19 protein-coding genes, 2 tRNA genes and 1 pseudogene are annotated in these 18,313 nt (G+C 58.3%); 7 read left to right on the top strand and 15 right to left on the bottom strand.

All coding sequences use genetic code 11. From position 1 onward, the window contains the following. Positions 1-54 precede the first annotated feature (54 nt). The 9 genes from AC1Z24_RS17710 to AC1Z24_RS17670 form a co-directional block, all read right to left on the bottom strand. The gene (locus AC1Z24_RS17710) at positions 55-954 is read right to left on the bottom strand and encodes a metal ABC transporter solute-binding protein, Zn/Mn family (RefSeq protein WP_483741973.1); all 900 of its coding nucleotides are present in this window, start codon (positions 952-954) and stop codon (positions 55-57) included. Continuing rightward, positions 955-1,854 carry a metal ABC transporter permease gene (locus AC1Z24_RS17705; protein ID WP_483741972.1) on the bottom strand — a complete coding sequence of 300 codons (900 nt, stop codon included), beginning with the start codon at positions 1,852-1,854 and terminating at the stop codon, positions 955-957. It lies immediately after the preceding gene. Then, entirely contained in the window at positions 1,851-2,615 is a 765-nt protein-coding gene (locus AC1Z24_RS17700) for a metal ABC transporter ATP-binding protein (RefSeq protein ID WP_483741971.1), read from the bottom strand. Before AC1Z24_RS17700 ends, AC1Z24_RS17705 begins: the two co-directional genes overlap by 4 nt. Continuing rightward, positions 2,612-3,541, bottom strand: coding sequence for a metal ABC transporter solute-binding protein, Zn/Mn family (locus tag AC1Z24_RS17695; protein WP_483741970.1), 930 nt, complete (start codon positions 3,539-3,541; stop codon positions 2,612-2,614). The genes AC1Z24_RS17700 and AC1Z24_RS17695 overlap by 4 nt, the downstream gene beginning before the upstream one ends. A 115-nt stretch (positions 3,542-3,656) precedes the next feature. Continuing rightward, complete coding sequence (locus AC1Z24_RS17690) at positions 3,657-4,238, bottom strand: DUF6162 family protein (RefSeq protein WP_483741969.1); 582 nt, start codon at positions 4,236-4,238, stop codon at positions 3,657-3,659. Next, a complete protein-coding gene (locus AC1Z24_RS17685; RefSeq protein WP_483741968.1) occupies positions 4,235-4,567 on the bottom strand; it encodes a hypothetical protein in 333 nt (110 codons plus the stop codon). The genes AC1Z24_RS17690 and AC1Z24_RS17685 overlap by 4 nt, the downstream gene beginning before the upstream one ends. Further along, entirely contained in the window at positions 4,564-5,106 is a 543-nt protein-coding gene (locus tag AC1Z24_RS17680) for a thiamine pyrophosphate-binding protein (protein WP_483741967.1), read from the bottom strand. Before AC1Z24_RS17680 ends, AC1Z24_RS17685 begins: the two co-directional genes overlap by 4 nt. Continuing rightward, positions 5,103-6,305: a PepSY-associated TM helix domain-containing protein gene (locus tag AC1Z24_RS17675; RefSeq protein WP_483741966.1), complete on the bottom strand. Its 1,203-nt coding sequence runs from the start codon at positions 6,303-6,305 to the stop codon at positions 5,103-5,105. The genes AC1Z24_RS17680 and AC1Z24_RS17675 overlap by 4 nt, the downstream gene beginning before the upstream one ends. A 207-nt stretch (positions 6,306-6,512) precedes the next feature. Then, positions 6,513-7,637: a Gfo/Idh/MocA family protein gene (locus AC1Z24_RS17670; RefSeq protein ID WP_483741965.1), complete on the bottom strand. Its 1,125-nt coding sequence runs from the start codon at positions 7,635-7,637 to the stop codon at positions 6,513-6,515. A 220-nt stretch (positions 7,638-7,857) separates the two neighbouring features. Here AC1Z24_RS17670 and AC1Z24_RS17665 point away from each other — a divergent pair, with 220 nt between their 5' ends. Together AC1Z24_RS17665 and AC1Z24_RS17660 are read left to right on the top strand one after the other, a co-directional pair. Continuing rightward, the gene (locus AC1Z24_RS17665; RefSeq protein ID WP_483741964.1) at positions 7,858-9,093 is read left to right on the top strand and encodes an MFS transporter; all 1,236 of its coding nucleotides are present in this window, start codon (positions 7,858-7,860) and stop codon (positions 9,091-9,093) included. A 277-nt stretch (positions 9,094-9,370) separates the two neighbouring features. Next, positions 9,371-10,582 (top strand): RNA-guided endonuclease InsQ/TnpB family protein, encoded by a 1,212-nt coding sequence (locus tag AC1Z24_RS17660; RefSeq protein ID WP_483741963.1) that lies wholly within the window; start codon positions 9,371-9,373, stop codon positions 10,580-10,582. 91 nt (positions 10,583-10,673) lie between these two features. On the opposite strand, the gene AC1Z24_RS17655 is transcribed toward AC1Z24_RS17660, so the two are convergent. After that, positions 10,674-11,561 carry a LysR family transcriptional regulator gene (locus tag AC1Z24_RS17655; RefSeq protein ID WP_483746655.1) on the bottom strand — a complete coding sequence of 296 codons (888 nt, stop codon included), beginning with the start codon at positions 11,559-11,561 and terminating at the stop codon, positions 10,674-10,676. 467 nt (positions 11,562-12,028) lie between these two features. Here AC1Z24_RS17655 and AC1Z24_RS17650 point away from each other — a divergent pair. Next, positions 12,029-12,102 (top strand) — tRNA-Cys (locus AC1Z24_RS17650). Between the two features lie 101 nt (positions 12,103-12,203). Here AC1Z24_RS17650 and AC1Z24_RS17645 read toward each other — a convergent pair. Further along, positions 12,204-12,368: pseudogene (locus AC1Z24_RS17645) on the bottom strand (integrase); the annotation flags it as partial. 232 nt (positions 12,369-12,600) lie between these two features. Between AC1Z24_RS17645 and AC1Z24_RS17640 the strand changes: the two are divergent. From AC1Z24_RS17640 to AC1Z24_RS17630, 3 genes are all read left to right on the top strand, one after another. Further along, positions 12,601-13,302, top strand: coding sequence for a glutathione S-transferase family protein (locus tag AC1Z24_RS17640; RefSeq protein ID WP_483741962.1), 702 nt, complete (start codon positions 12,601-12,603; stop codon positions 13,300-13,302). Between the two features lie 243 nt (positions 13,303-13,545). Further along, complete coding sequence (locus AC1Z24_RS17635) at positions 13,546-14,109, top strand: TetR/AcrR family transcriptional regulator (RefSeq protein ID WP_483741961.1); 564 nt, start codon at positions 13,546-13,548, stop codon at positions 14,107-14,109. A gap of 454 nt (positions 14,110-14,563) precedes the next feature. Further along, a complete protein-coding gene (locus AC1Z24_RS17630) occupies positions 14,564-15,475 on the top strand; it encodes a hypothetical protein (RefSeq protein WP_483741960.1) in 912 nt (303 codons plus the stop codon). Between the two features lie 39 nt (positions 15,476-15,514). Here AC1Z24_RS17630 and AC1Z24_RS17625 read toward each other — a convergent pair whose 3' ends face one another. Both AC1Z24_RS17625 and AC1Z24_RS17620 read right to left on the bottom strand, forming a co-directional pair. Then, positions 15,515-16,141 (bottom strand): hypothetical protein, encoded by a 627-nt coding sequence (locus tag AC1Z24_RS17625; protein ID WP_483741959.1) that lies wholly within the window; start codon positions 16,139-16,141, stop codon positions 15,515-15,517. A gap of 100 nt (positions 16,142-16,241) precedes the next feature. Then, on the bottom strand, positions 16,242-16,919 hold the full coding sequence (locus AC1Z24_RS17620) for a hypothetical protein (RefSeq protein ID WP_483741958.1): 678 nt from the start codon (positions 16,917-16,919) through the stop codon (positions 16,242-16,244). A 253-nt stretch (positions 16,920-17,172) separates the two neighbouring features. Here AC1Z24_RS17620 and AC1Z24_RS17615 point away from each other — a divergent pair, with 253 nt between their 5' ends. After that, a complete protein-coding gene (locus tag AC1Z24_RS17615) occupies positions 17,173-17,490 on the top strand; it encodes a hypothetical protein (protein ID WP_483741957.1) in 318 nt (105 codons plus the stop codon). Positions 17,491-17,538: 48 nt separating this feature from the next. Here AC1Z24_RS17615 and AC1Z24_RS17610 read toward each other — a convergent pair whose 3' ends face one another. Together AC1Z24_RS17610 and AC1Z24_RS17605 are read right to left on the bottom strand one after the other, a co-directional pair. Further along, positions 17,539-17,922, bottom strand: a complete 384-nt coding sequence (locus AC1Z24_RS17610) for a bacteriocin (RefSeq protein WP_483741956.1) — start codon at positions 17,920-17,922, stop codon at positions 17,539-17,541. 217 nt (positions 17,923-18,139) lie between these two features. Next, positions 18,140-18,225, bottom strand: a tRNA-Leu gene (locus tag AC1Z24_RS17605). Between the last annotated feature and the right edge of the window lie 88 nt (positions 18,226-18,313).

Below are 18,313 nucleotides of genomic sequence, written 5' to 3'. Positions count from 1 at the left end.
AAATGCTCCGTATCTTTCGAGGCGGAGCATTTTTGACCGCTTTCGCAGCTTGTATCAGGGCGTGCTCGCCAGCGCTCCGGTTACCTGCTTTATATTGCCCTCCAGCTCGGCCAGGGGATCCTCCCCATCGACTTGCAGGACCAGCAATCGGCTGCCGCCAGCGCTGATCGCGGCTTTCACCGCCTCGGAAGGCGGGCGATGGTGGATGACCAAGGCCACGCTGTTGTCCTTGAGCTTCTTCTGCAACTGACCCAAGGCTTCGGCGCTCCACTCGTTGTCGGGGCGGGCGTCGGTTTCCAGCAGCTCCAGATTCAGCCCGCTGACCAGATAGCCCAGGTGATCGCTGAGACTGACCACGCTTAGGTTGTCGGCCCTGGCCAGTTGCGCTTCGGCTTCGGCACTGATCTTCAGCAGGCGTTGCTTGAGGGCGGCCAGGTTGCCGTCGATTTTTGCCTTGGCATTGGGTGCCAGGCGTACCAGGTCCGCCGCCAGTACATCACCCATACGCCCCAGGTTATTGCTCGACTGCCAGGGCTGGCTGTTCAGGCCATCGCTTGTCCCGGACTGCAGGGCGATGCCGGGCAGGGCGCCGTCCACCGGGCGGGCGGCGTCGATTTCGACAATGCGGATATTGCTGCGCCGGGCATGGATGTACAGCGGATCATCCGGCCAGATCGAACGCAGGCCGACGGCAGCGTCAGCGCCGACAGCCAGTGTGCCCAGCTCCGGCGCACCCCGGCCGCTGAAATAGGCGGCCTGACGCGAGCCGGGCAGGCTGGCCGGGGCGGCGCGTTCCAAGACGACGTCGGTGCCTTGCAGCAGCAACTGGCTCAGGCCGAAGGTCACCGGCAGCGATGCCAGTACCCGGACGGAGGTTTTTGACTCGGCGTTGACCGCCAGCGGCAGGCTGGACAGGGTCAGAACCAGAAGCAGGTGACGAAATGATCGATGCATTTATCCGATATTCCCTTTCAGGCTGGGCACGGTGCTGCGGGCAATCGCCGCCAAGGCGAAGGCGCAACCGGCGACCAGGATGATGGCCGCACCCGAAGGCACCGGCAGGTCGAAGACGATGGGCAGGAGGATGCCGCAGAGGGTGCTGACAGTGGCAATCAGCACCGAGATCCAGAAGAAGCCCTTGAGCGACTGGCTGAGCAGGCGCGCGGCCGCCGCCGGAATCACCAACAGAGCGCCCACCAGAATCGCGCCGATGACTTTTACCGCCGCAACGGTGATCAGGGTCACCAGCACCACGAACAGGTAGTCCAGAGTCTTCACGGCCACGCCGCGCACTGCCGCCAGTTGCGGATTGAAGCTGGCGAGCATGATGCGGTTGTACAGCGGCAACGCCAGGGTCATGACCAGCGAGCCGACAATCGCCAGCACCAGCAGGTCATTGCCATTGACCGTCAGCACCGAACCAAACAGCACGTTTTCCAGAATGTGCACGTTGATCTTGCCCGCCAGCATCAGCAACAGGCTTGCCCCCAGGGCCAGGGACACCGAGAGAAACACGCCGATCAGGGTGTCCGGTGCCAGGCCGGTGCGGTTGCGCAGGTAATTGAGCAGCACGCCGAACAGCAGGCAGTAACCGAACAGGCTGCCGTAGGGGCCGGTGTAGGGCTCGCCCAACAGAATGCCAACCGCTACGCCAGTGAGCGCTGCGTGGCCCACTGCCTCGGAAAAGAACGCAAAGCGCTTGACCACGACAAGGGTGCCGAGGCCGCCCAGGACCGGTCCGATCAACAACCCGGCCAGCAGCGCATTGACCACGAAACCATAGGCCAGCACGGCGGGCAGGTAGCCGGAGGCGGCGGCGTCCTGAATCAACAGGCGAAAGGCTTCATAACTCATGGGCCGATGCTCCCGTGGCTGCCGCGGGGATGAGTGGAAAACAGCGTCAATAGTCGCTCCGGGGTCAGGGCCAGGGCGGGCGGGGCGTCGAACAGCACCCGGCGATTAAGCCCGGTCACTCGTTCGGCCAAGCGTTTGACGGCGGCCAGGTCGTGCTCGATCCACAGCACTGTCACGCCGCTGCGGCTCCACTCGCCGAGCAGGCGCTCGAAGACCTGAATACCGGCTTCGTCCAGGGCTGACATGGGCTCGTCGAGGACCAACAGCTGCGGTGCCGGAATCAGGCCCTGGGCCAGCAGCACGCGCTGACGCTCGCCACCGGACAACGCGCCCATGCGCCGTTTGCGCTTGTCCTGCATGCCGACCCGCTCCAGCGCTTCACCGATGGCCGTGGCGTAATGCCTGGACAGACCGAGAAAGGCCGGCCGACGCTGGCACATGGCAGCCATGAAATCGTCGACAGTCATGGGCAGGCCCCGGTCGAACTCCAGGGCCTGGGGCACGTAACCAATAATCCCGGCGGCCTGGGCCGGGGGCTGCGACCACTCCAGGCTTAGACGGCCCGAATGGGGCATCTGTCCGAGCAGGGTTTTGATCAGCGAACTCTTGCCGCCGCCATTGGGGCCGACCAGCGCGTGGACGCTGCCGGGGCTGACCCGAAAACTCACGTCGTCGAGGATGGTGGTGCGTCCCAGGGTCAGCTTTACGCCTTCGAAGTGGATGCCCGGGCCGTTCATTCGCAGGTTTTCGGCCATGGTCATGCGCCGGACTCCTGAATGGCTCGCACAACGGTGTCGAGGTTGTGGGTCATTTCTTTTTCGTATTTATCGGCGCTGTATTCGCCGTAGGAAATATGCGACAGCGGATACAGACGCACACCGGATTCACGCTGGATGGTGTCGACATACGTGGAAGGGAAATCCATCTCCGAGAAGATCACTTTGACATCCAGCTCGCACAGCTGGTCGATGGTCTTCTTCAACTGGCTGGGGCTGGGCTCAATGCCATGGGCCGGCTCGACCACCGCCGTCACTTCCAGGCCGAACTCGCGCAGCAGGTAGTCGTAGGCCGCATGCACCGTGGCCACGCGCAGGTCGGCGTTGGGCGCCTGGGTCAGCTTGGCCAGGGCGTCGGCACGGATCTGCCGCAGGCGCTTGCCGTAGGCCCGGGCATTGCTGGTGTAGGTGGCGGCATTGACCGGATCAAGCTTGCCCAGCTCCCGGGCGATATTATTGACCTGGGCGATGGAGGCGCTGATGGACAAGAAGGTGTGGGGGTTGACCACTTTGCCCGCACCCCGTGCCGCCGTGCCGGTAGCGGCCAGCAATGGCACGTTTTCGTTGGCTTCGATAATGGCGATATCAGGCTTTTCACTGGCCTGAATCATGCGGTCGGCGAAGTCGTCATGGCCGACACCATTAAGCACGATGACGTCCAGGCTGCCGATGCGCTTGATGTCTTCGGCGCGAGGCTCGTAGGCATGGGGGTTGAATCCTGCAGGAATCAGCGGCACCACCTCGGCCTTGTCGCCGACGATATTGGCGACATAGCTGTAGTACGGATGCAGGGTGATGCCGATACGCAGGCGCTTGGCCTCATCGCCATGGGCGGACAGGGCCAGCAAGGGAGACAGCAACAGGCCCAGCAGAAGCAGGCGGCGCTGACGCAAAACAGATGACAGGGACATGAGCAGGGGGCTTCCCATTAAAATCGATGTTCATTTGAATTGGAGCAAGTCTGTGGGACCGGCTTTAGCCGGGAATACGACTTCCCACGGTCCTGTGTTTGTTGTGTCGCAGGTATCAATGCTGATGCTGGCGCTGACGCGTCACCCCGGCATCGAACTGCGCGACCACTTGCTGCCAGCCCGCCGCAATCAAGGCCTGATCACCCAGATCAATCGGCGCATTCAGGGACTTGGCGCGGTTCAGCCAGATATCCGCCGCTTGCCCGGCACCAGTGACCCGCAGCAGGAACGAGCCCGCCGTTGCCGGTTGCTGGCTCAGGCCCAGGTAGGCGCGTTGTTCGAGCAACTGCCAGGCATGGCCGCCGCGGCTCACCGAACTGGCGTCCCGGGCAAACGGCGCGAAACCTTCGCCAGCCAGTGCCGTAGGCTCGGGCAGGGCAGGTTGTTCCTCTTGCAGCAGGTGAATCTCGTCGAGGGTTACCCGCAGGTCGGCGTAGATGCCTTGTTCACCGGGGGTCAGATCGCGCCGGGCATCGATCTGATACGTCTGGATGGCGGTGACGTCCTGGCTCTCGCGATGCCAGAACACCACCGAACCGGCGCACGCCAGTACGATCAGGCAAAACAGCAACACATACAGGGTTTCATGACCGGCACCGGCCGGGCGAATGACTTGGGTCGTGACGGTCGCGGTCATTTTGGCTGGATATCCCCTTGGTCGACTTCCACGACGTGGCCGGGACCAGCGTCGAACAGCACATAGAACTCGCCTGCGGGCTTCTTGAAGGTCAGGGTCGAATCCGGCCCCAGCTTGCCCGGCACCAGAATGCTTTCGTCATATCCGATCACATCCAGGGTTACCCCCGGTGCGCCGCTGCCGTCGGAAAAACCGCCGGTACAGCGAATCTGCTCACCGTCAATTTCTTTGCATTCGCACAGTGGGTTATGGGCCAGGGCCTGGGTGCTGACCCCGGCGCACAGCATCAACAAGAGCGCGGCGGCGCGCCTGGCCGTTGCAACAATCATGGTTTGCCTCCTTGTTGGGCGAGCCAGGCGGCGGTTGCCGGAGATGCCTGGCTCAGGGGAATCGACGCTTGATGCATGGAACCGTCCCAGCCTTCCATGGTGATCCATAGGGCGTCGTCGGTTGAAGCGTGCTTGGGGATCGGTACGCTGGCGCCCGCGCGATAGGGCGTACCAAAGAAGATCGCCCCTGCGGTTCGCAGGCTGCGCGGCTTGCCGATGCGCAGGTACGTGGCCTTGACCTCATTGGCGCAGGCCTTGCAGAGCGCGGCATTGAAGCTCTTCATGTAGCCGGCCGGACCGTTGAGCAGGGGCGCCTCGTCACGCAGTTCGGCCAGGCGCAGGCTCCAGGGGCCGACCTGGATTTCGCCGATGTCCCGCGCACCCAGGCCACTTTCACCGCGGAACATCGCCACATCGGCGAAGTATTTCGGCATGAAGCCCAAGGGAATCAGCAACAGCAGGATATTCAGGTGGAAACGCCATTTGTGCCACAAGCGGCGCCGCGCGGAAGGGCTCACAATCGTATTGGCCTGGCTCACACGGTGCCCTCCACGGTTTCGGGTTGGCTGACCGCTGCGGCGCGTTTCGCTGGCGGCCGAGTTGCGTGGTTGCTGCGCTTGAGTGCGGCAAGGGTGGCCAGGGCGGTACGTTTACTCCAGATCAGCAAGCCGCTGAGGACCATCATGCTCAGCAGCAGGCCGAAGAAGAACCAGATCAGCTTGACCCAGAGGCCGCCGAAATCCCCTGTGTGCAGGGGCCGCATTGACTCGGTGACAAACTCCAGGCCGCTGCGGTCGGACAGTAAGTGGCTGCTGTCGAGGGTGCCGCTGTAAGGGTTGATCCTCGCGCTCTGGTTCATCAGCGGATACCAGCCACGGCCGCCGATGGACAGGTAGCTGTAGACGTTGCCGGGCAGAATGACGTAGCTGACGTCGAAGCCGGGGATGGTCCGGGTCGTCAGCTCGATGGCACGGTCGACGCCTATGCTCGGCGCGGGGTGACCATCGGCGGAGGTTGGCACGTTTTCCCGGGCGATGGCCGGCGCCACCGGTTCGCTGGAAATACTGATCTGGTTATCGGACAGAATGGCCTGGATCAGGAACCAGGTGCCGGTGATGGAGATCACGGCAATGAACCAGATCGACCAGATGCCGCTCAGGCGATGGAAATCGCCCCAGAAAATCCGCGCGCCCTGGCGCAGGGTCGGGTTGAAGAAACCTTTCCAGAACTTCTTGTAGACCACCAGCCCGGTGACCAGTGAGGCCAGCATCGGCAGGCCGAGCAGCGAGACCAGATACCAGCCCCAGCTGTAACCACTGGTAAAGGGCACCAACCACCAACCGTGCAGGGCGCGGGTAAAACCCTGGAAGTCGAATTTCGGGCTGATGCCCTGAACCACCCCGGTGTACTGATTGACGTAGACGGACACCGAGCGGCCATCCGGGTAGCCGACTTTCACTCGCAGGGCGAAATGGGGCTCTTGCGGTGTGCGAATGTTCTGCACCAGCGCCTCGGGTTCGGCTTTTCTGATGGCCGCGACGACCTGATCGTAGCTCAGGGCCACGGCGTCCTCGGTAGGCTTACTGGCACGCACATCGGGGTTGGCCAGCCAGACGATTTCCTGGCTGACCACTGCCAGGGTGCCGGTGACACACACGATCAGCACGAAAAACCAGATAGGCAGCGCCAGCCAGCTATGGACGAGAAACCAGAGTTTCGAGCGTGACTTCTTGGACATTGAATACGCGTCTTTGTACGAGGAGTTGAGCCCATGGGCATGGGGTTGCCCTGCACATGAGCAGGGCACGGCCTGGCCAAAAAAGACCTGCCTCAATAACAAAGACGAATGAGAATCGAAAAACCCTACGCCAATATGAAAGAAAATGTTTCGGGGCGGGCGCATGCCGTTGTCAGATCCGCCTCACAGCCCTTCAGGCGCGTCGTATCAGTCGAGATAAACCCGCTGTCCGCTGTCAGACGAGACCTTGGCCGCATCAAGGAAGCGATGCATACGCACGGCATCGGCAAAGGTTGCCGCGCCATGGGTGCCGTCGGCCAGATCCTGGGCATAGGCGTAATAGAGTTCGCCCAGTTCGAGCACCGCCGAGGGCAGGTTCGACGCGGGCAGGCGCAGGTAGCTGGCGGGGACGGGCAGGGGTTGCAAGGCGAGATTGTCGCCATGGGCGCCCTCGATCCGGTAGTCGTCACCCACATCGCCAAAGGCATTGTTATTGGTGATGCGCAGATCACCTTGGTCGCCGGTAATATCGATTTGCACACCTGAGGCGTTGCGCTTGCCACCTTCGATCTGGATCGAGACCACGGCGCCGTCCTCCATGCTGCCCGTCAGGACCAGTTGGTCCGGAGCTGTGCTGTTAAAGACTTCACCGGTTTCCTTGATCGTGACGTTGGCGAATTGGCTGACCTGCAAGCCGGAGATAGCGGTCGGCCAACCCGTGGCGGTAAATAACATATCGAGAAAGTGCCCGGAATAAATGGAAACCGCACTGGAAAAGTTCTCCTCAGGAATCGTCCAGCGCAAGGCATTACTGCGAAGAGCCTGGAAGTAATTCATGCTCACATGAATACGCACCGAGCGCAGTTTGCCGACATAACCCTGTTGCAGCAGATCCTGCAGATAACGGTTATGCGGGGCATGGCGACGTTGCAAGCCGACGATATGGCGCACACCGGCTTTCTCCGCGAGGCGTATCAATTCCTGTGAGTCTGTGGTGCGGGTGGTCAATGGCCATTCGCAATAAACGTCTTTGTTCGCCGCAATGGCCGCACGCACGCTCTGTTCATGCTGGGGTGCGGTATTGAGCACCACGACCAGATCAACTTCGGGGTTTTCCACCAGTTCGGCCAGGCTCTCGGCCACCTGTTTGAAGCCGAATTCTTCGGCGGCGGCCTCGGCGCGCTCACGGCGTTCGCTGTACACCGCTTGTAGCTGATACTGCGGCAGCAGGCTGAGCACGCGCAGGTGGCCATGGCGTGCCCAGTTGCCGACGCCGACAATACCGACGCGAATAGGGGGCTGGGTGGAGTCTGTATTAGTTTGAGTCGACATCGACGTCTCCCTGGGGGATTGAATTAATCGACTGCAAACTTATATCGGCCTATTCAAGGGAAAAAGAGTGCGCAGATCCAATCACTCTGGACATAAGTGTCTTGAATGGCCGATTGCCGCTGTTTTGTCCGAAGTGTCTGGAGGCCTGGGCGGTTTTTATAGCGACAAGGGTGAATTAGCCTTGCTGGCAACTTATCAGACAGTCCAGAGGATAATCACCGTGAGTGAACCTGAAACAAGTGCATTAACTATCTTTGCTGCCGAAACAACGCCCGCGGCTACTTCCAGCCTGCGCCAGTGGTTATCGGTTTTTTCCGTGGCCGTTGGTGCATTCGCCTTCGTGACCACGGAGTATCTGCCGGTGGGTGTATTGCCGCAGATCGCCCGGGAGCTGTCGATCACCGATGGCACGGCCGGCCTGATGGTGACGGTGCCCGGAGTCGTGGCGGCGATATCGGCTCCGGCGATCATGATCGGTGCCGGGACCATTAATCGGCGACACCTGCTGCTGGGCCTTGCTCTGTTGCTGGTGCTCTCCAACCTGATCAGCGCCACCGCGTCGGGGTTGCTGCCGATGCTGCTGGGTCGCGGCCTGCTTGGCGTGTCCCTGGGCGGCTTCTGGGCCGTGGCCATCGCTGCTGCGGGGCGTCTGGTTGCGCCGGATAAAGCGGCCAGGGCCACGGCAATCATCTTTGCCGGTATTACCTTCGCCACGGTACTGGGCGTGCCCTTTGGCACTTTTATCAGCACCTTGTTCTCCTGGCGGGCGTCGTTCCTGGCCACCGCGCTGCTGGCATTGGTTGCGCTGCTGGCGCAGTTTCTTACCCTGCCATCGCTGGAATCCAGTGAAGGGCTGCGGGTCAAGGCACTGCTGAGCTATGTCGGTAGAGGCATGGCGCAACGCAGCATCCTGCTGATGGGCCTGGTCATTGCCGCGCATTTCACCGCCTATACCTATATCGCGCCGTTTCTGCTGCAGGACGCCGACTTCGGCAGCGGTACCATTACCCTGGTATTGCTCGGCTTTGGCCTGCTCGGGATGCTGGGTAACTTTGCTGTGGCGACCACAATCAATCGCCACCTGCCGTTTTCTCTGGGGAGCATGGTGGTGCTGATGGTCATCGCTTTGCTGAGCCTGCCTTGGCTGACTGGCAGCAGCGTTGCCGTCATCGTCGCCGTATTGGGCTGGGGTCTGGCCTACGGCGCGATTCCCCTGAGTCTGAGTACCTGGATGCAGCACACCTCGCCACGTCTACCTGAGGCCAGTTCGGCCATGCTGGTGATGACCTTCCAGACCGCTATCGCCTCGGGCTCGTTGTTCGGTGGACTGGTGGTCGATCATGGCGGCATGGCAGCGACGCTATGGTCCGGTGCGGTCCTGGGGGTATTGGGGCTGCTGGTGATGCTCAGCTTCGGCTTGGGGAATGCGCGATTGCTGGAAAAACTGCGGGGTTAATGCCGCGCACCAAGAATTCGCTCCTACTGCATTATTTCCTACCTTGAGCGGTAATTATTCATACGGGTAACGCACCTGTTTCATAAGTCTTATGCGCGTTACGTCACTTACGTCACTTACGTAAGTTATGTAACTTGCATAACTGCCAACAGCCGTTTTATTTCTGGATATTGCAGTCATCACTATGATGAGGAAGTGGCATGTAGGACTTGTCTATTTTTATTTCTGTTTCGAACTTTTTGATTTTTCGTCATAGGCCAAGACTATCATGGAGGTTATGCAACGACTCCAAGCCTTTAAATTCGAACTCATGCCAACCGGCGACCAGCAGCGTGATATGCGCCGCTTCTGCGGGGCATGCCGCTTTGTGTTCAATAAGGCCTTGGCATTGCAGAAGGAAAATCATGAAGCGGGGAACACATTCATCGGCTATGTAGCGATGGCAAAAAGACTCACCGCTTGGCGCAACGGCGCAGAAACACCCTGGTTGAAAGAGGCCCCTGTACACCCGCTGCAACATGCGCTCAAAGATATGGAGCTGGCCTATAAGAATTTCTTCGAACAACGTGCCGACTTCCCCCGTTTCAAGAAAAAAGGCTCGGGAGGTAGCTTCCGTTATCCAGACTCCAAGCAAATCAAACTGGATCAGGACAACTCACGCATTTTCCTACCCAAGCTTGGCTGGGTGCGTTACCGCAACAGCCGCCAAGTGCTTGGTGAGCTGCGCAACGCTACCGTGAGTCAGTCAGGCGGCAAGTGGTTCGTAAGCATTCAAACTCGCCGTGAAGTCGAACAAGCAACACCGCACGGCAATGCGGTCGGCATAGACATGGGTATTTCGCGCTTTGCCACGCTTTCGGACGGTACGTTCTTTGCGCCGCTCAACAGCTTCAAGCGCCATGAAAACGCTTTGCGTAAAGCCCAGCAGGCGATGAGCCGAAAAACCAGATTCAGCCGTAATTGGAAACGAGCAAAAGCCCGTGTTCAGCGCATTCACAGCCATATCGGTAACGCTCGCCGCGACTACCTGCACAAAACCACGTCCAGCATCAGCAAAAACCACGCGATGGTCTGTGTCGAGGACTTGCAGGTTCGCAATATGTCCAAGTCATCGGCAGGGGGCAGTGAGCAACCAGGCAGGAATGTTCGGGCCAAGTCAGGTCTGAACAAAGCGATTCTCGACCAGGGTTGGTTCGAGTTTCGTCGGCAACTGGACTACAAATTGGCATGGAAGGGTGGATACCTCGTTGCAGTTGCACCGCACTATACGAGCCAGACCTGCCCATGCTGTGGGCATGTCTGCAAGGATAACCGGCAGACACAGGCCCAGTTCCGGTGTGTCGAATGTGGTTTCGAGGATAACGCCGACGTTGTTGGTGCGATCAATGTTTTAAGGGCAGGACATGCCCGGTTCGCCTGTGAAGTGAATGGTGCTGTAAGGCCGTCAGCAGCAGGAACCCAGCGAGGTGAGTTAGCCCTAACGGGCTAAACACGGTAGGAATCCGCTTCCTTTCCAGCTTGTCTGGCGAGGCCCTGCGTAGCAGGCCGAGAGGGAGGGGAGGATGTCAAGACGGTCGGTTTCACCCCTGCAAAATATGCTGCTTGAAATAATCAATCAGCGCCCTGAGCTTCGGCGCCGCCTGTTTCGACGACGGCCAGAGCATCCACAGGTCGCCGCTATGCACCGTGTAGTCGGCCAGCACCACTTGCAGCCGACCATCCTTGAGCGGCGCCCTGATCGAGAAGTCGGGCAGGCAGGCAATGCCAACACCATCCAGGGCCAGATAGGTAAGGGGATCCATGGTGGTGCAGGTGATGGTTTTCGACAGCGCCAGATCAACCGGCTCTTCGTCGACCTGCAACGGCCAGCGTTCGATCATGCCGGTGGCGGGAAACTTGTGCAGCAGGCAAGCGTGGCGGGCCAGCTCATCGGGGTGTTGCGGCTCGCCGTGACGTGCCAGATAGTCCGCAGACGCGACCAATTGCAGCCGGTATTCGCCCAGTTTTCGCGCCATCAGTCGTGAGTCCTGGGGCGTACCGGTACGGACCACGGCGTCAAAGCCTTCTTCGATCACGTCGACCATGCGATCGGACATATCGACATCCAGTTCGATCTCCGGATACGCACGAATAAAACCGGCCAGCAACGGCATGATCAGGTTGCTCTGGATCGGCACGCTGAGCCTGATCTTGCCCCGTGGCGTGGCGGACAGCTGCAATAACTCGATCTGCGCTGCTTCCAGTTCACTGACGATGCGCTTGCAGCGATCAAGAAACAGTTCGCCTTCCACGGTCAGGGTGACACTGCGGGTGCTGCGGTGAAACAGCCGTACGCCCAGGCGTTCTTCCATCCGCGATACGCTTTTGCCCACGGCCGAGGAGGACACCTCCAATAGCCGTCCGGCCTCGGTAAAGCTGCGGGTTTCGGCGACCTGAATAAACGCAGTGATGCCGCTCAGGCTGTCCATCATGGTGATCACCTTTTGGCCGGACCACTGTCAGGCTGCTGAAATGGCGCTCAGTGTGTTCTTGTTACGTGCATGTTTCAAAGCGTTTTGCGGGCAGTGGGCAGCTGACCCGAGGCAGATACATTGACGCACTGCTATAAAACGCTACTCAAGTTTGAAGTGTCGCTGCGCTGCAAGATTGGTGCGCCGCAGCGCTTGTTATTGCCTCTACTACTCCAGAGGCCTCCACGCCTCCCTGGCCTTCCATTACGTTGGATACACTGCGCTATCAAGGCAACCGATGGAAATTACAGCTTTTTTTCCTCTGACGGTTGACAGGGCCAACGAAGACGTACAGAATTGCGTCCATTCCCGAGTCAGGGGATAGAAAAAACCTTTAGATTTCAAAGAGTTGGAAGATAGGTAAAAGAATTTTCCAGTTCAGAGTTGTACGCGTTGAGTGTTGTGTCTTGACACTGAGCGTTTGGGGCCGAGTAGCAAAATGGTTATGCCGCGGATTGCAAATCCGCTTACGCCGGTTCGATTCCGACCTCGGCCTCCACCTCTAAGAACCCCGCAGATTAACGTCTGCGGGGTTTTTTATTGGGCGCGGAAAAGTCGAAAGTGTTCCGCATATCGCCAAATGCGTTCCGCATACCGCGATTATGGGGTCGGCTTTACGATCTCTCCGACACGTCGGTAGACGTCTCTGGTGATCCTCTCTGAGGAGTGACCGAGCAGTTTGCTGGCCTGGGAAATGTCTTCTATATCCGAGGCCGCTCTTGGCCGAATATCCCGGAACTGAAACGCCTTGATACGTAAAGCCAGGTCCTGGTGGTGAGGGGAGTTACAACGACAGAAATGGCTTCGTACACCCGATGACAACCGGAGCGGAGAGTGGAGCTCCGTGTCGTCATGCCCTTTGCCTTCCACGCATGACTCTCTCAAAAATGAAACCTAACAAATGTTAGATAGGGGTTGACTCGGGGTAGCGTTCCCTCTATGGTTTGTTTACCTAACGTTAGTTAGGTTTCTAAGCCACCAACCTCCAGGATCGACCATGACTTCTAAACTTCAACTCTTCACCTCTCCTTCGGCCTTCCCCAACCCGCAGCGCCTGCGCCTGTTCATGCACGAAAAGGGCATCGCTGATCAGTTCGACGAAACCATCTATGACATGGCCCCAGGGGGCGAGCAGCGTGGCTGGCGTCACCTCAACATGAATCCGTGGGGCGAGACTCCCACGCTCCAATTGGCGGACGGAAGCTTCATTTCTGAAACGGCTGCCATCGTTCGTTATCTCGACCAGTCCTATCCCGGTCGCAAGATCATGGGCGAGAGCGCACTAGAGCAAGGGCTCGATAATATGTGGGACAACCGGGTCTGGGTGCACATCCTGTACCGGATCGTCACGGCGTTTCACGTGTTGCACACCGGGCTCGGTTTCAAGCTCGAACTTACCAAAAACGAGGCTTGGGGCGAGCACTGCCGCAAGGAAGCGTTGGCCCATGCTGCGCTGGTCAACCGTCATCTGTCCGACGGCCGCGAATGGTTGCTGGGCGGGGATGCACCCACCTTCTCCGACATCACCCTGGCAACCGCAATCGCGTTCTCCAAATTCCCGGTCAACGCTACCCCTCTGGATGAGCGTTTCGAGTTTCTGGACGCTTACTGGAAGCGCTGGCAGAAGCGCTCTAGCTTTAAGGCTGCCTACGCTGATCGCAGTAGTGGTATTCCTGAGCTGGACTCGCTGGCCGAATAACGGCGAGTGAGTAGCTCCGCAACCGTCGGGACCGCCGTTGCATGGCGTTCTCGACGGACGCTGGCAACGACCAAACCGTCGGCACTCAGAAAACGACAGGTTCCACATTCCCGCCGTAGCAGAGAAAGGCTGCGCGTTATCTCCCTTCCAGCGACGCCAAGTCTACCTAACCAAAGGTAGGCTTTTGATATAGCATGGTCGTACACCATCTGAGACATCGTCCTCATGACGAAAGGCACCACAATGACCACCAACGCACGCGAGGCCATCCTGTTGGCCGCCAAGAACATTGCCCAGTCACAAGGCTTCAATGGCTTGAACTTTCGCGACCTTGCCCAAGAGGTAGGGATCAAAGCGGCGAGCATTTACTACCACTTTCCTAGCAAAGCCGATCTTGGTGTTGCTGTTGCCAAGAGATATTGGGAGGACGGCGCGGCCGCACTTGAGACGATTTCCGAAGAAAACCCGAACCCGATAGACGCTCTACGTCGTTTTCCTGAGATTTTTCGTCGCTCACTGGAAGCAGATAATCGCCTTTGCCTGGGCAGCTTCATGGGCGCGGAGACGGATAACCTGCCAAACGAGATGACAAAGGAAATGCAGACATTTGCGGACGTCAACATCGCTTGGCTAACCAAGCTTCTTTCGGCCGCGAAGGTATGCAAGCCGGAGAACAGTGAGGCTCGAGCACGTGCCATTTTTGCAGCCGTTGCTGGCGCTCAGCTCATCGCAAGAAGTCGGTCTGACATCTCGCTGTTCGACACTTTGATCGAAGCCTACCGCGCGTCCGGGCCTCTGCCAGCATAGGTAACGGAAGACAGTTTTCTTGTGTAGGAGTGCAGGGTAGTGACGCAGTGATACGGCACCTTTGGTCGTCGCGCTTGCAGTGGTATATCCCCGCCGCCAAGGCGGGAGGGACGCCATGGCTACCCACGAACCCGGCCCGGCACCGGGTTTTTGTGTCTGGAGAACCATGTGCATCAACCAAGCGCAGCTCCTGCATATCCTCCCCAGCGCTCGCCCGATCGCGGCAACCATAGATTTACAGACGTGTTTGTTTACCTGGTTCTGCATCGGCACAAGCTCAAACTAATCGCTGATTTCCTCATCGATGGCATGTTTGCGGTAACCGCAAACGCAGGTCAGTTTCAGCGCCCTGGCGTCCATTCTGCTTGGGTGCTGAACCTGGTTATGAGGATGGCAGGGCGCTGCAAAAGCGAGATGCTGTTAGATTGGCGTTTCTAAAGACGAAGGTGCAGGGATGAAAATTCGTAAGGTATTGGTTGCAACGATTGCCGTATTGCTCTCTTCACCCGCTCTATCGTCGGCCTGGGAATACTTCGATCTCAAGGAGAACACTGGCCACGCTGCCAGACAAAGAGTAAAGGCCACCGATAATGAATCGACAGGTCTGACTATGACGGTCGTCCATGAGAGTGAACAACAATCCGGCGTTGTGTTTACCCTTGAAAGCGACCAGCTCGATTGCACTGACGAAGATTGCAAAATGACCGTCCAGTTCGATGTGGGGACGGTGAAGATCATCGATATCGTTCCCGATCATGCCCGCCCCGGCAAATTTGCCCCGGTCCAGAGCGCCGCCTTCTCAGGTGCGTTGACCATGGCCCAAAGGCTGTCGATCGAACTTCCGGTCAAATCACGAGGGATCGTAATGTTTGAGCTAAACGTCGCTGATCTGCGCCTCAAACGCACAATCAATCCGGCGTTCACGTTTGCCGGGTTGAAGTTGGGGGAGGTGGCGGTGGGTATGTCCGCAGCGTTCAAGCCGGATCAGATCAGCCCTGCGCTGGACTGCCGTAAAGCCAGTCACTTAAGCGGGTTTATTCCCGGACGGGATCAGATCAGTGCCCGAGTCTGCCTTTTTGCCGGGCTCTTTTATGAAGTAGCCATACAGTCAAAAAATCGCGAAGAGTACGAATCCATCGCGGCTTACTTAATCAGTTTTTATGGCGGAGCAGGGTTTGATTCTGCTTATCCGGCATTGCTGATGGGTGCCGAAGATATCGCCAGTCACACCAGTCACGTGGCGTTCTGGCGAAAGGATCAGTCGGAATTTGAGGGCTATTTTTATGTGACTGACGATGTGATCGACTTTCTGGTGCCAAAGAACCTGAAGTTGATCCGCGGCGCCAGGAAGCCCGCTTCACAGTAGGCTTCCAATGTGCGGGTTACCTGACCTCGTCACACATGCTCATGGACGCTGTGCGCTGGCCGCAGGAGCCGGGACAGTGACAGTGACGGCTGCCACCGAATCCGCAGACAATGCCGCGACAATCTCTTTGTCGTCCAGCACGTTAAGGAGGGCGTTGGAGCCTGCAAGAATGTAGTTATTGATCTGGAGGGTGCTCTTGACACTTTTGCTCGCCAACTCTTTGCCGGCCCCATCTATTACGCTTGCGGTAATGTCGTAGTCGAAGCGGATGCGCATGTAGGCATCGCTTTTCCACTCGCGGACGGTCAGCACCAGCAGCTTTTGCCCAGGCTCTGCGTCGAGGGTCGAATAGACCACTTTGGCATTGATCGACGCGTGTTCCAGGGATACTCGTATCGCTTCAGCAAGGTCCGAAGATAACGGCAGGCCGGTCAAGGTGTTGATATTGAAAGGGTTATAATACAGAGCCCGCAATGTACCCACGTAGATCGGTTTCTTGTCGCCGGAGATAACGTAAGGGCGCTGATCGATCACGTTGATCGCGATAGGCTTGGAGGTGTGTGCAGACGTGGTGGTAGTGGATTGTCGGTAATCGAGTTTATGGCCGAATGCGCAGCCGCCAAGGGTGGCGAAGGCGAGCAGCATCAAGACTGCGCGAAGCAACATGGAGGAATTCCGTTTCATGGGGAGGACGGTGATTCTAACTCGCTATCACTGTGCATCACCATGTCAGATAGCGGCCCGGTTACTAATCAGGCCGCGCTGGTTACTTGCTCGGGCTATAGACATGGCGTCCGAGGCTTTCGACCGATAGTTTTTTCTTGTTACCTGCAACCACCGCGCGCTGCCGCAAATAATAATCGACGCTCCCCGCCAGCCACATCGAATAGGTCAGTAACTCGACGCCTTCTTCTACGGTGGTCTTGGCCAGGCGTGCATAGCCATCGCCCAGAATCGCGTGCCATAGCGCACCCATGCCGAAAATCCGGGAGAACACCAGAATGCCCAGCCCGGTCGAAAGCGTGCCGAAAGCCGGCGTGCGGCTGAACGCTGACAGTGCGGCAAAAGCGTTATCACGATTGCTGGCGTTGAAGCCTTTGACCAGACAAGCGATAGCGATCAGGGCGAAGGGCAGGCACCAGGCACTATGGCTGATGGGATCGAACAGGCCGTCGAGTTCGCGCATCAATAAGCAGGCAAAAAAACCGCCCGCCAGGAGCTTGAAGCCTTTCTGGCTAGTGTCACCCGGCGAAAACCAAAAGAGCAGCGCACAGACAAAAAGCATCAGTTCCTGGCTGATTTCGGTGAAGGAGATTTCCAGAATTTCTGTATGAAAGATCGCGACGTCGAGCCATATCATCGTCAGTGCCAGCCCAACCAGGACAAGCCTGAGGAGCAGGCCCAATGATGCTGATTTCAGGTCTTCAAAATCTGCATTCTGCAAGGACACCCTGGAGAGGGTTAAGTCGTTGCCAGCCCTTTTAGAAATAGGCTTCTCGGTGCATTGAGGCGTTATGGCTGGATATCCAAACGGCTAGAGTTTGCACGGATTATTAATTCAAAAGGAAGATCGCATGTAAGTCTTCTCTTTCTGTTATGTGGGAAGTTTCTGTGATTGATGCTTGAACCTCCCATGACCACTAGCTAATTGCTAGCTTTCACCCGCTCCCCAAAGGTCTTGGGGTCAGGGGCGTGACATGGCTATTAAAAAAAGAACTTATCGAACCAGGGCCAGAGCCAGGGCGTTGCGCGATTTCACCGAGCGCAAAGTCGTGCATGAGCGGGGCGGAGACGTATTGCGCCTGGAGAACCAGCAGATGGAGGAATTGCAGGCGTTTCTCGCGTCCTGCTCGGAGGACGAAAAGCTGCTGTTTATCAAGATGTACGTCGAGGAGGTGATGTGCCTGGAGCACAGGGTGTTGCGGCGGGCGGGGCGTAAAAGCAGTGTTGTGGACTGGTTGATCGGCGGCTTGCTTGTGCTGCTGATGCTGTTGCTTGTTTTTTCACCCAAGTAGCCCGGTCATGGGCTTTGCAGGACCAGGCCTGCAAAGCCTTTGGGTTACTCAGTTATCGTGTCTTTTGTGCGACTTCTTGTCACCGCCCATGCTGCCAGCGATTGCGCCGCCAGCAGCGCCACCGAGGCCTGCGCCGATCGTCCCACCGGTGCTGCCGCCCAGCTTATTGCCCAGCAACGAACCGCCTGCCGAACCCAGGCCACCGCCGATGGCTGCCTTGACCTTGGTGCCTTTCTTGGCGCCGACCGCGCTGCCTGCTGCGCCGCCAACACCGGCACCCAGTGCTGCACCAGTGCTGCCGCCCATTTTCTGGCCGACGATATTGCCCAGCGCACCGCCCAGACCGCCACCCACGGCTGTAGAAGCCTCGCCAGCCAGTGCGCCTTGCACAACCAGCAATCCAAGAACCAGGGCAGGGAATGTCAAACGCATGATATGAACCTCGGGAATACGATGAAGAGTGATTGATAGCTGTGTTGCAGTGTAAGCCTGAATCTGGTCGATAGTGGCGTTTTGATTGCTTTTGCGCCTCTTGCGCGCACTGTCGCATTTCTGCCGAGGGGGACCGTCAGAGGGGACGGAGGAAAATCAGGCAGCAGAAACAACAAGGGCCTACGTGAGAAACTCACGCAAGCCCTTGATTTATATATGGTGCCCCGAGCCGGGGTCGAACCGGCACGTCCAAAGGACGAGGGATTTTAAGTCCCTTGCGTCTACCAATTTCGCCATCGGGGCGGTAGCGCCAAGGCAGGGAATATATACATCCCTCCCCAGTGAAGCAAGCCGACTGTCCAGGAAAGTGCGACAAAATCCTGCACGCATG

It is taken from the genome of Pseudomonas sp. JL23 (assembly GCF_056933585.1).
This window is presented reverse-complemented; position numbering and strand designations above follow the sequence as displayed.

Bases quoted from the DNA above. Each gene is read 5' to 3' on its own strand.
- AC1Z24_RS17710 (WP_483741973.1), bottom strand. From the start codon at position 954: ATGCATCGATCATTTCGTCACCTGCTTCTGGTTCTGACCCTGTCCAGC.
- AC1Z24_RS17705 (WP_483741972.1), bottom strand. From the start codon at position 1,854: ATGAGTTATGAAGCCTTTCGCCTGTTGATTCAGGACGCCGCCGCCTCC.
- AC1Z24_RS17700 (WP_483741971.1), bottom strand. From the start codon at position 2,615: ATGACCATGGCCGAAAACCTGCGAATGAACGGCCCGGGCATCCACTTC.
- AC1Z24_RS17695 (WP_483741970.1), bottom strand. From the start codon at position 3,541: ATGTCCCTGTCATCTGTTTTGCGTCAGCGCCGCCTGCTTCTGCTGGGC.
- AC1Z24_RS17690 (WP_483741969.1), bottom strand. From the start codon at position 4,238: ATGACCGCGACCGTCACGACCCAAGTCATTCGCCCGGCCGGTGCCGGT.
- AC1Z24_RS17685 (WP_483741968.1), bottom strand. From the start codon at position 4,567: ATGATTGTTGCAACGGCCAGGCGCGCCGCCGCGCTCTTGTTGATGCTG.
- AC1Z24_RS17675 (WP_483741966.1), bottom strand. From the start codon at position 6,305: ATGTCCAAGAAGTCACGCTCGAAACTCTGGTTTCTCGTCCATAGCTGG.
- AC1Z24_RS17670 (WP_483741965.1), bottom strand. From the start codon at position 7,637: ATGTCGACTCAAACTAATACAGACTCCACCCAGCCCCCTATTCGCGTC.
- AC1Z24_RS17660 (WP_483741963.1), top strand. From the start codon at position 9,371: ATGCAACGACTCCAAGCCTTTAAATTCGAACTCATGCCAACCGGCGAC.
- AC1Z24_RS17655 (WP_483746655.1), bottom strand. From the start codon at position 11,561: ATGGACAGCCTGAGCGGCATCACTGCGTTTATTCAGGTCGCCGAAACC.
- AC1Z24_RS17640 (WP_483741962.1), top strand. From the start codon at position 12,601: ATGACTTCTAAACTTCAACTCTTCACCTCTCCTTCGGCCTTCCCCAAC.
- AC1Z24_RS17635 (WP_483741961.1), top strand. From the start codon at position 13,546: ATGACCACCAACGCACGCGAGGCCATCCTGTTGGCCGCCAAGAACATT.
- AC1Z24_RS17630 (WP_483741960.1), top strand. From the start codon at position 14,564: ATGAAAATTCGTAAGGTATTGGTTGCAACGATTGCCGTATTGCTCTCT.
- AC1Z24_RS17625 (WP_483741959.1), bottom strand. From the start codon at position 16,141: ATGTTGCTTCGCGCAGTCTTGATGCTGCTCGCCTTCGCCACCCTTGGC.
- AC1Z24_RS17615 (WP_483741957.1), top strand. From the start codon at position 17,173: ATGGCTATTAAAAAAAGAACTTATCGAACCAGGGCCAGAGCCAGGGCG.
- AC1Z24_RS17610 (WP_483741956.1), bottom strand. From the start codon at position 17,922: ATGCGTTTGACATTCCCTGCCCTGGTTCTTGGATTGCTGGTTGTGCAA.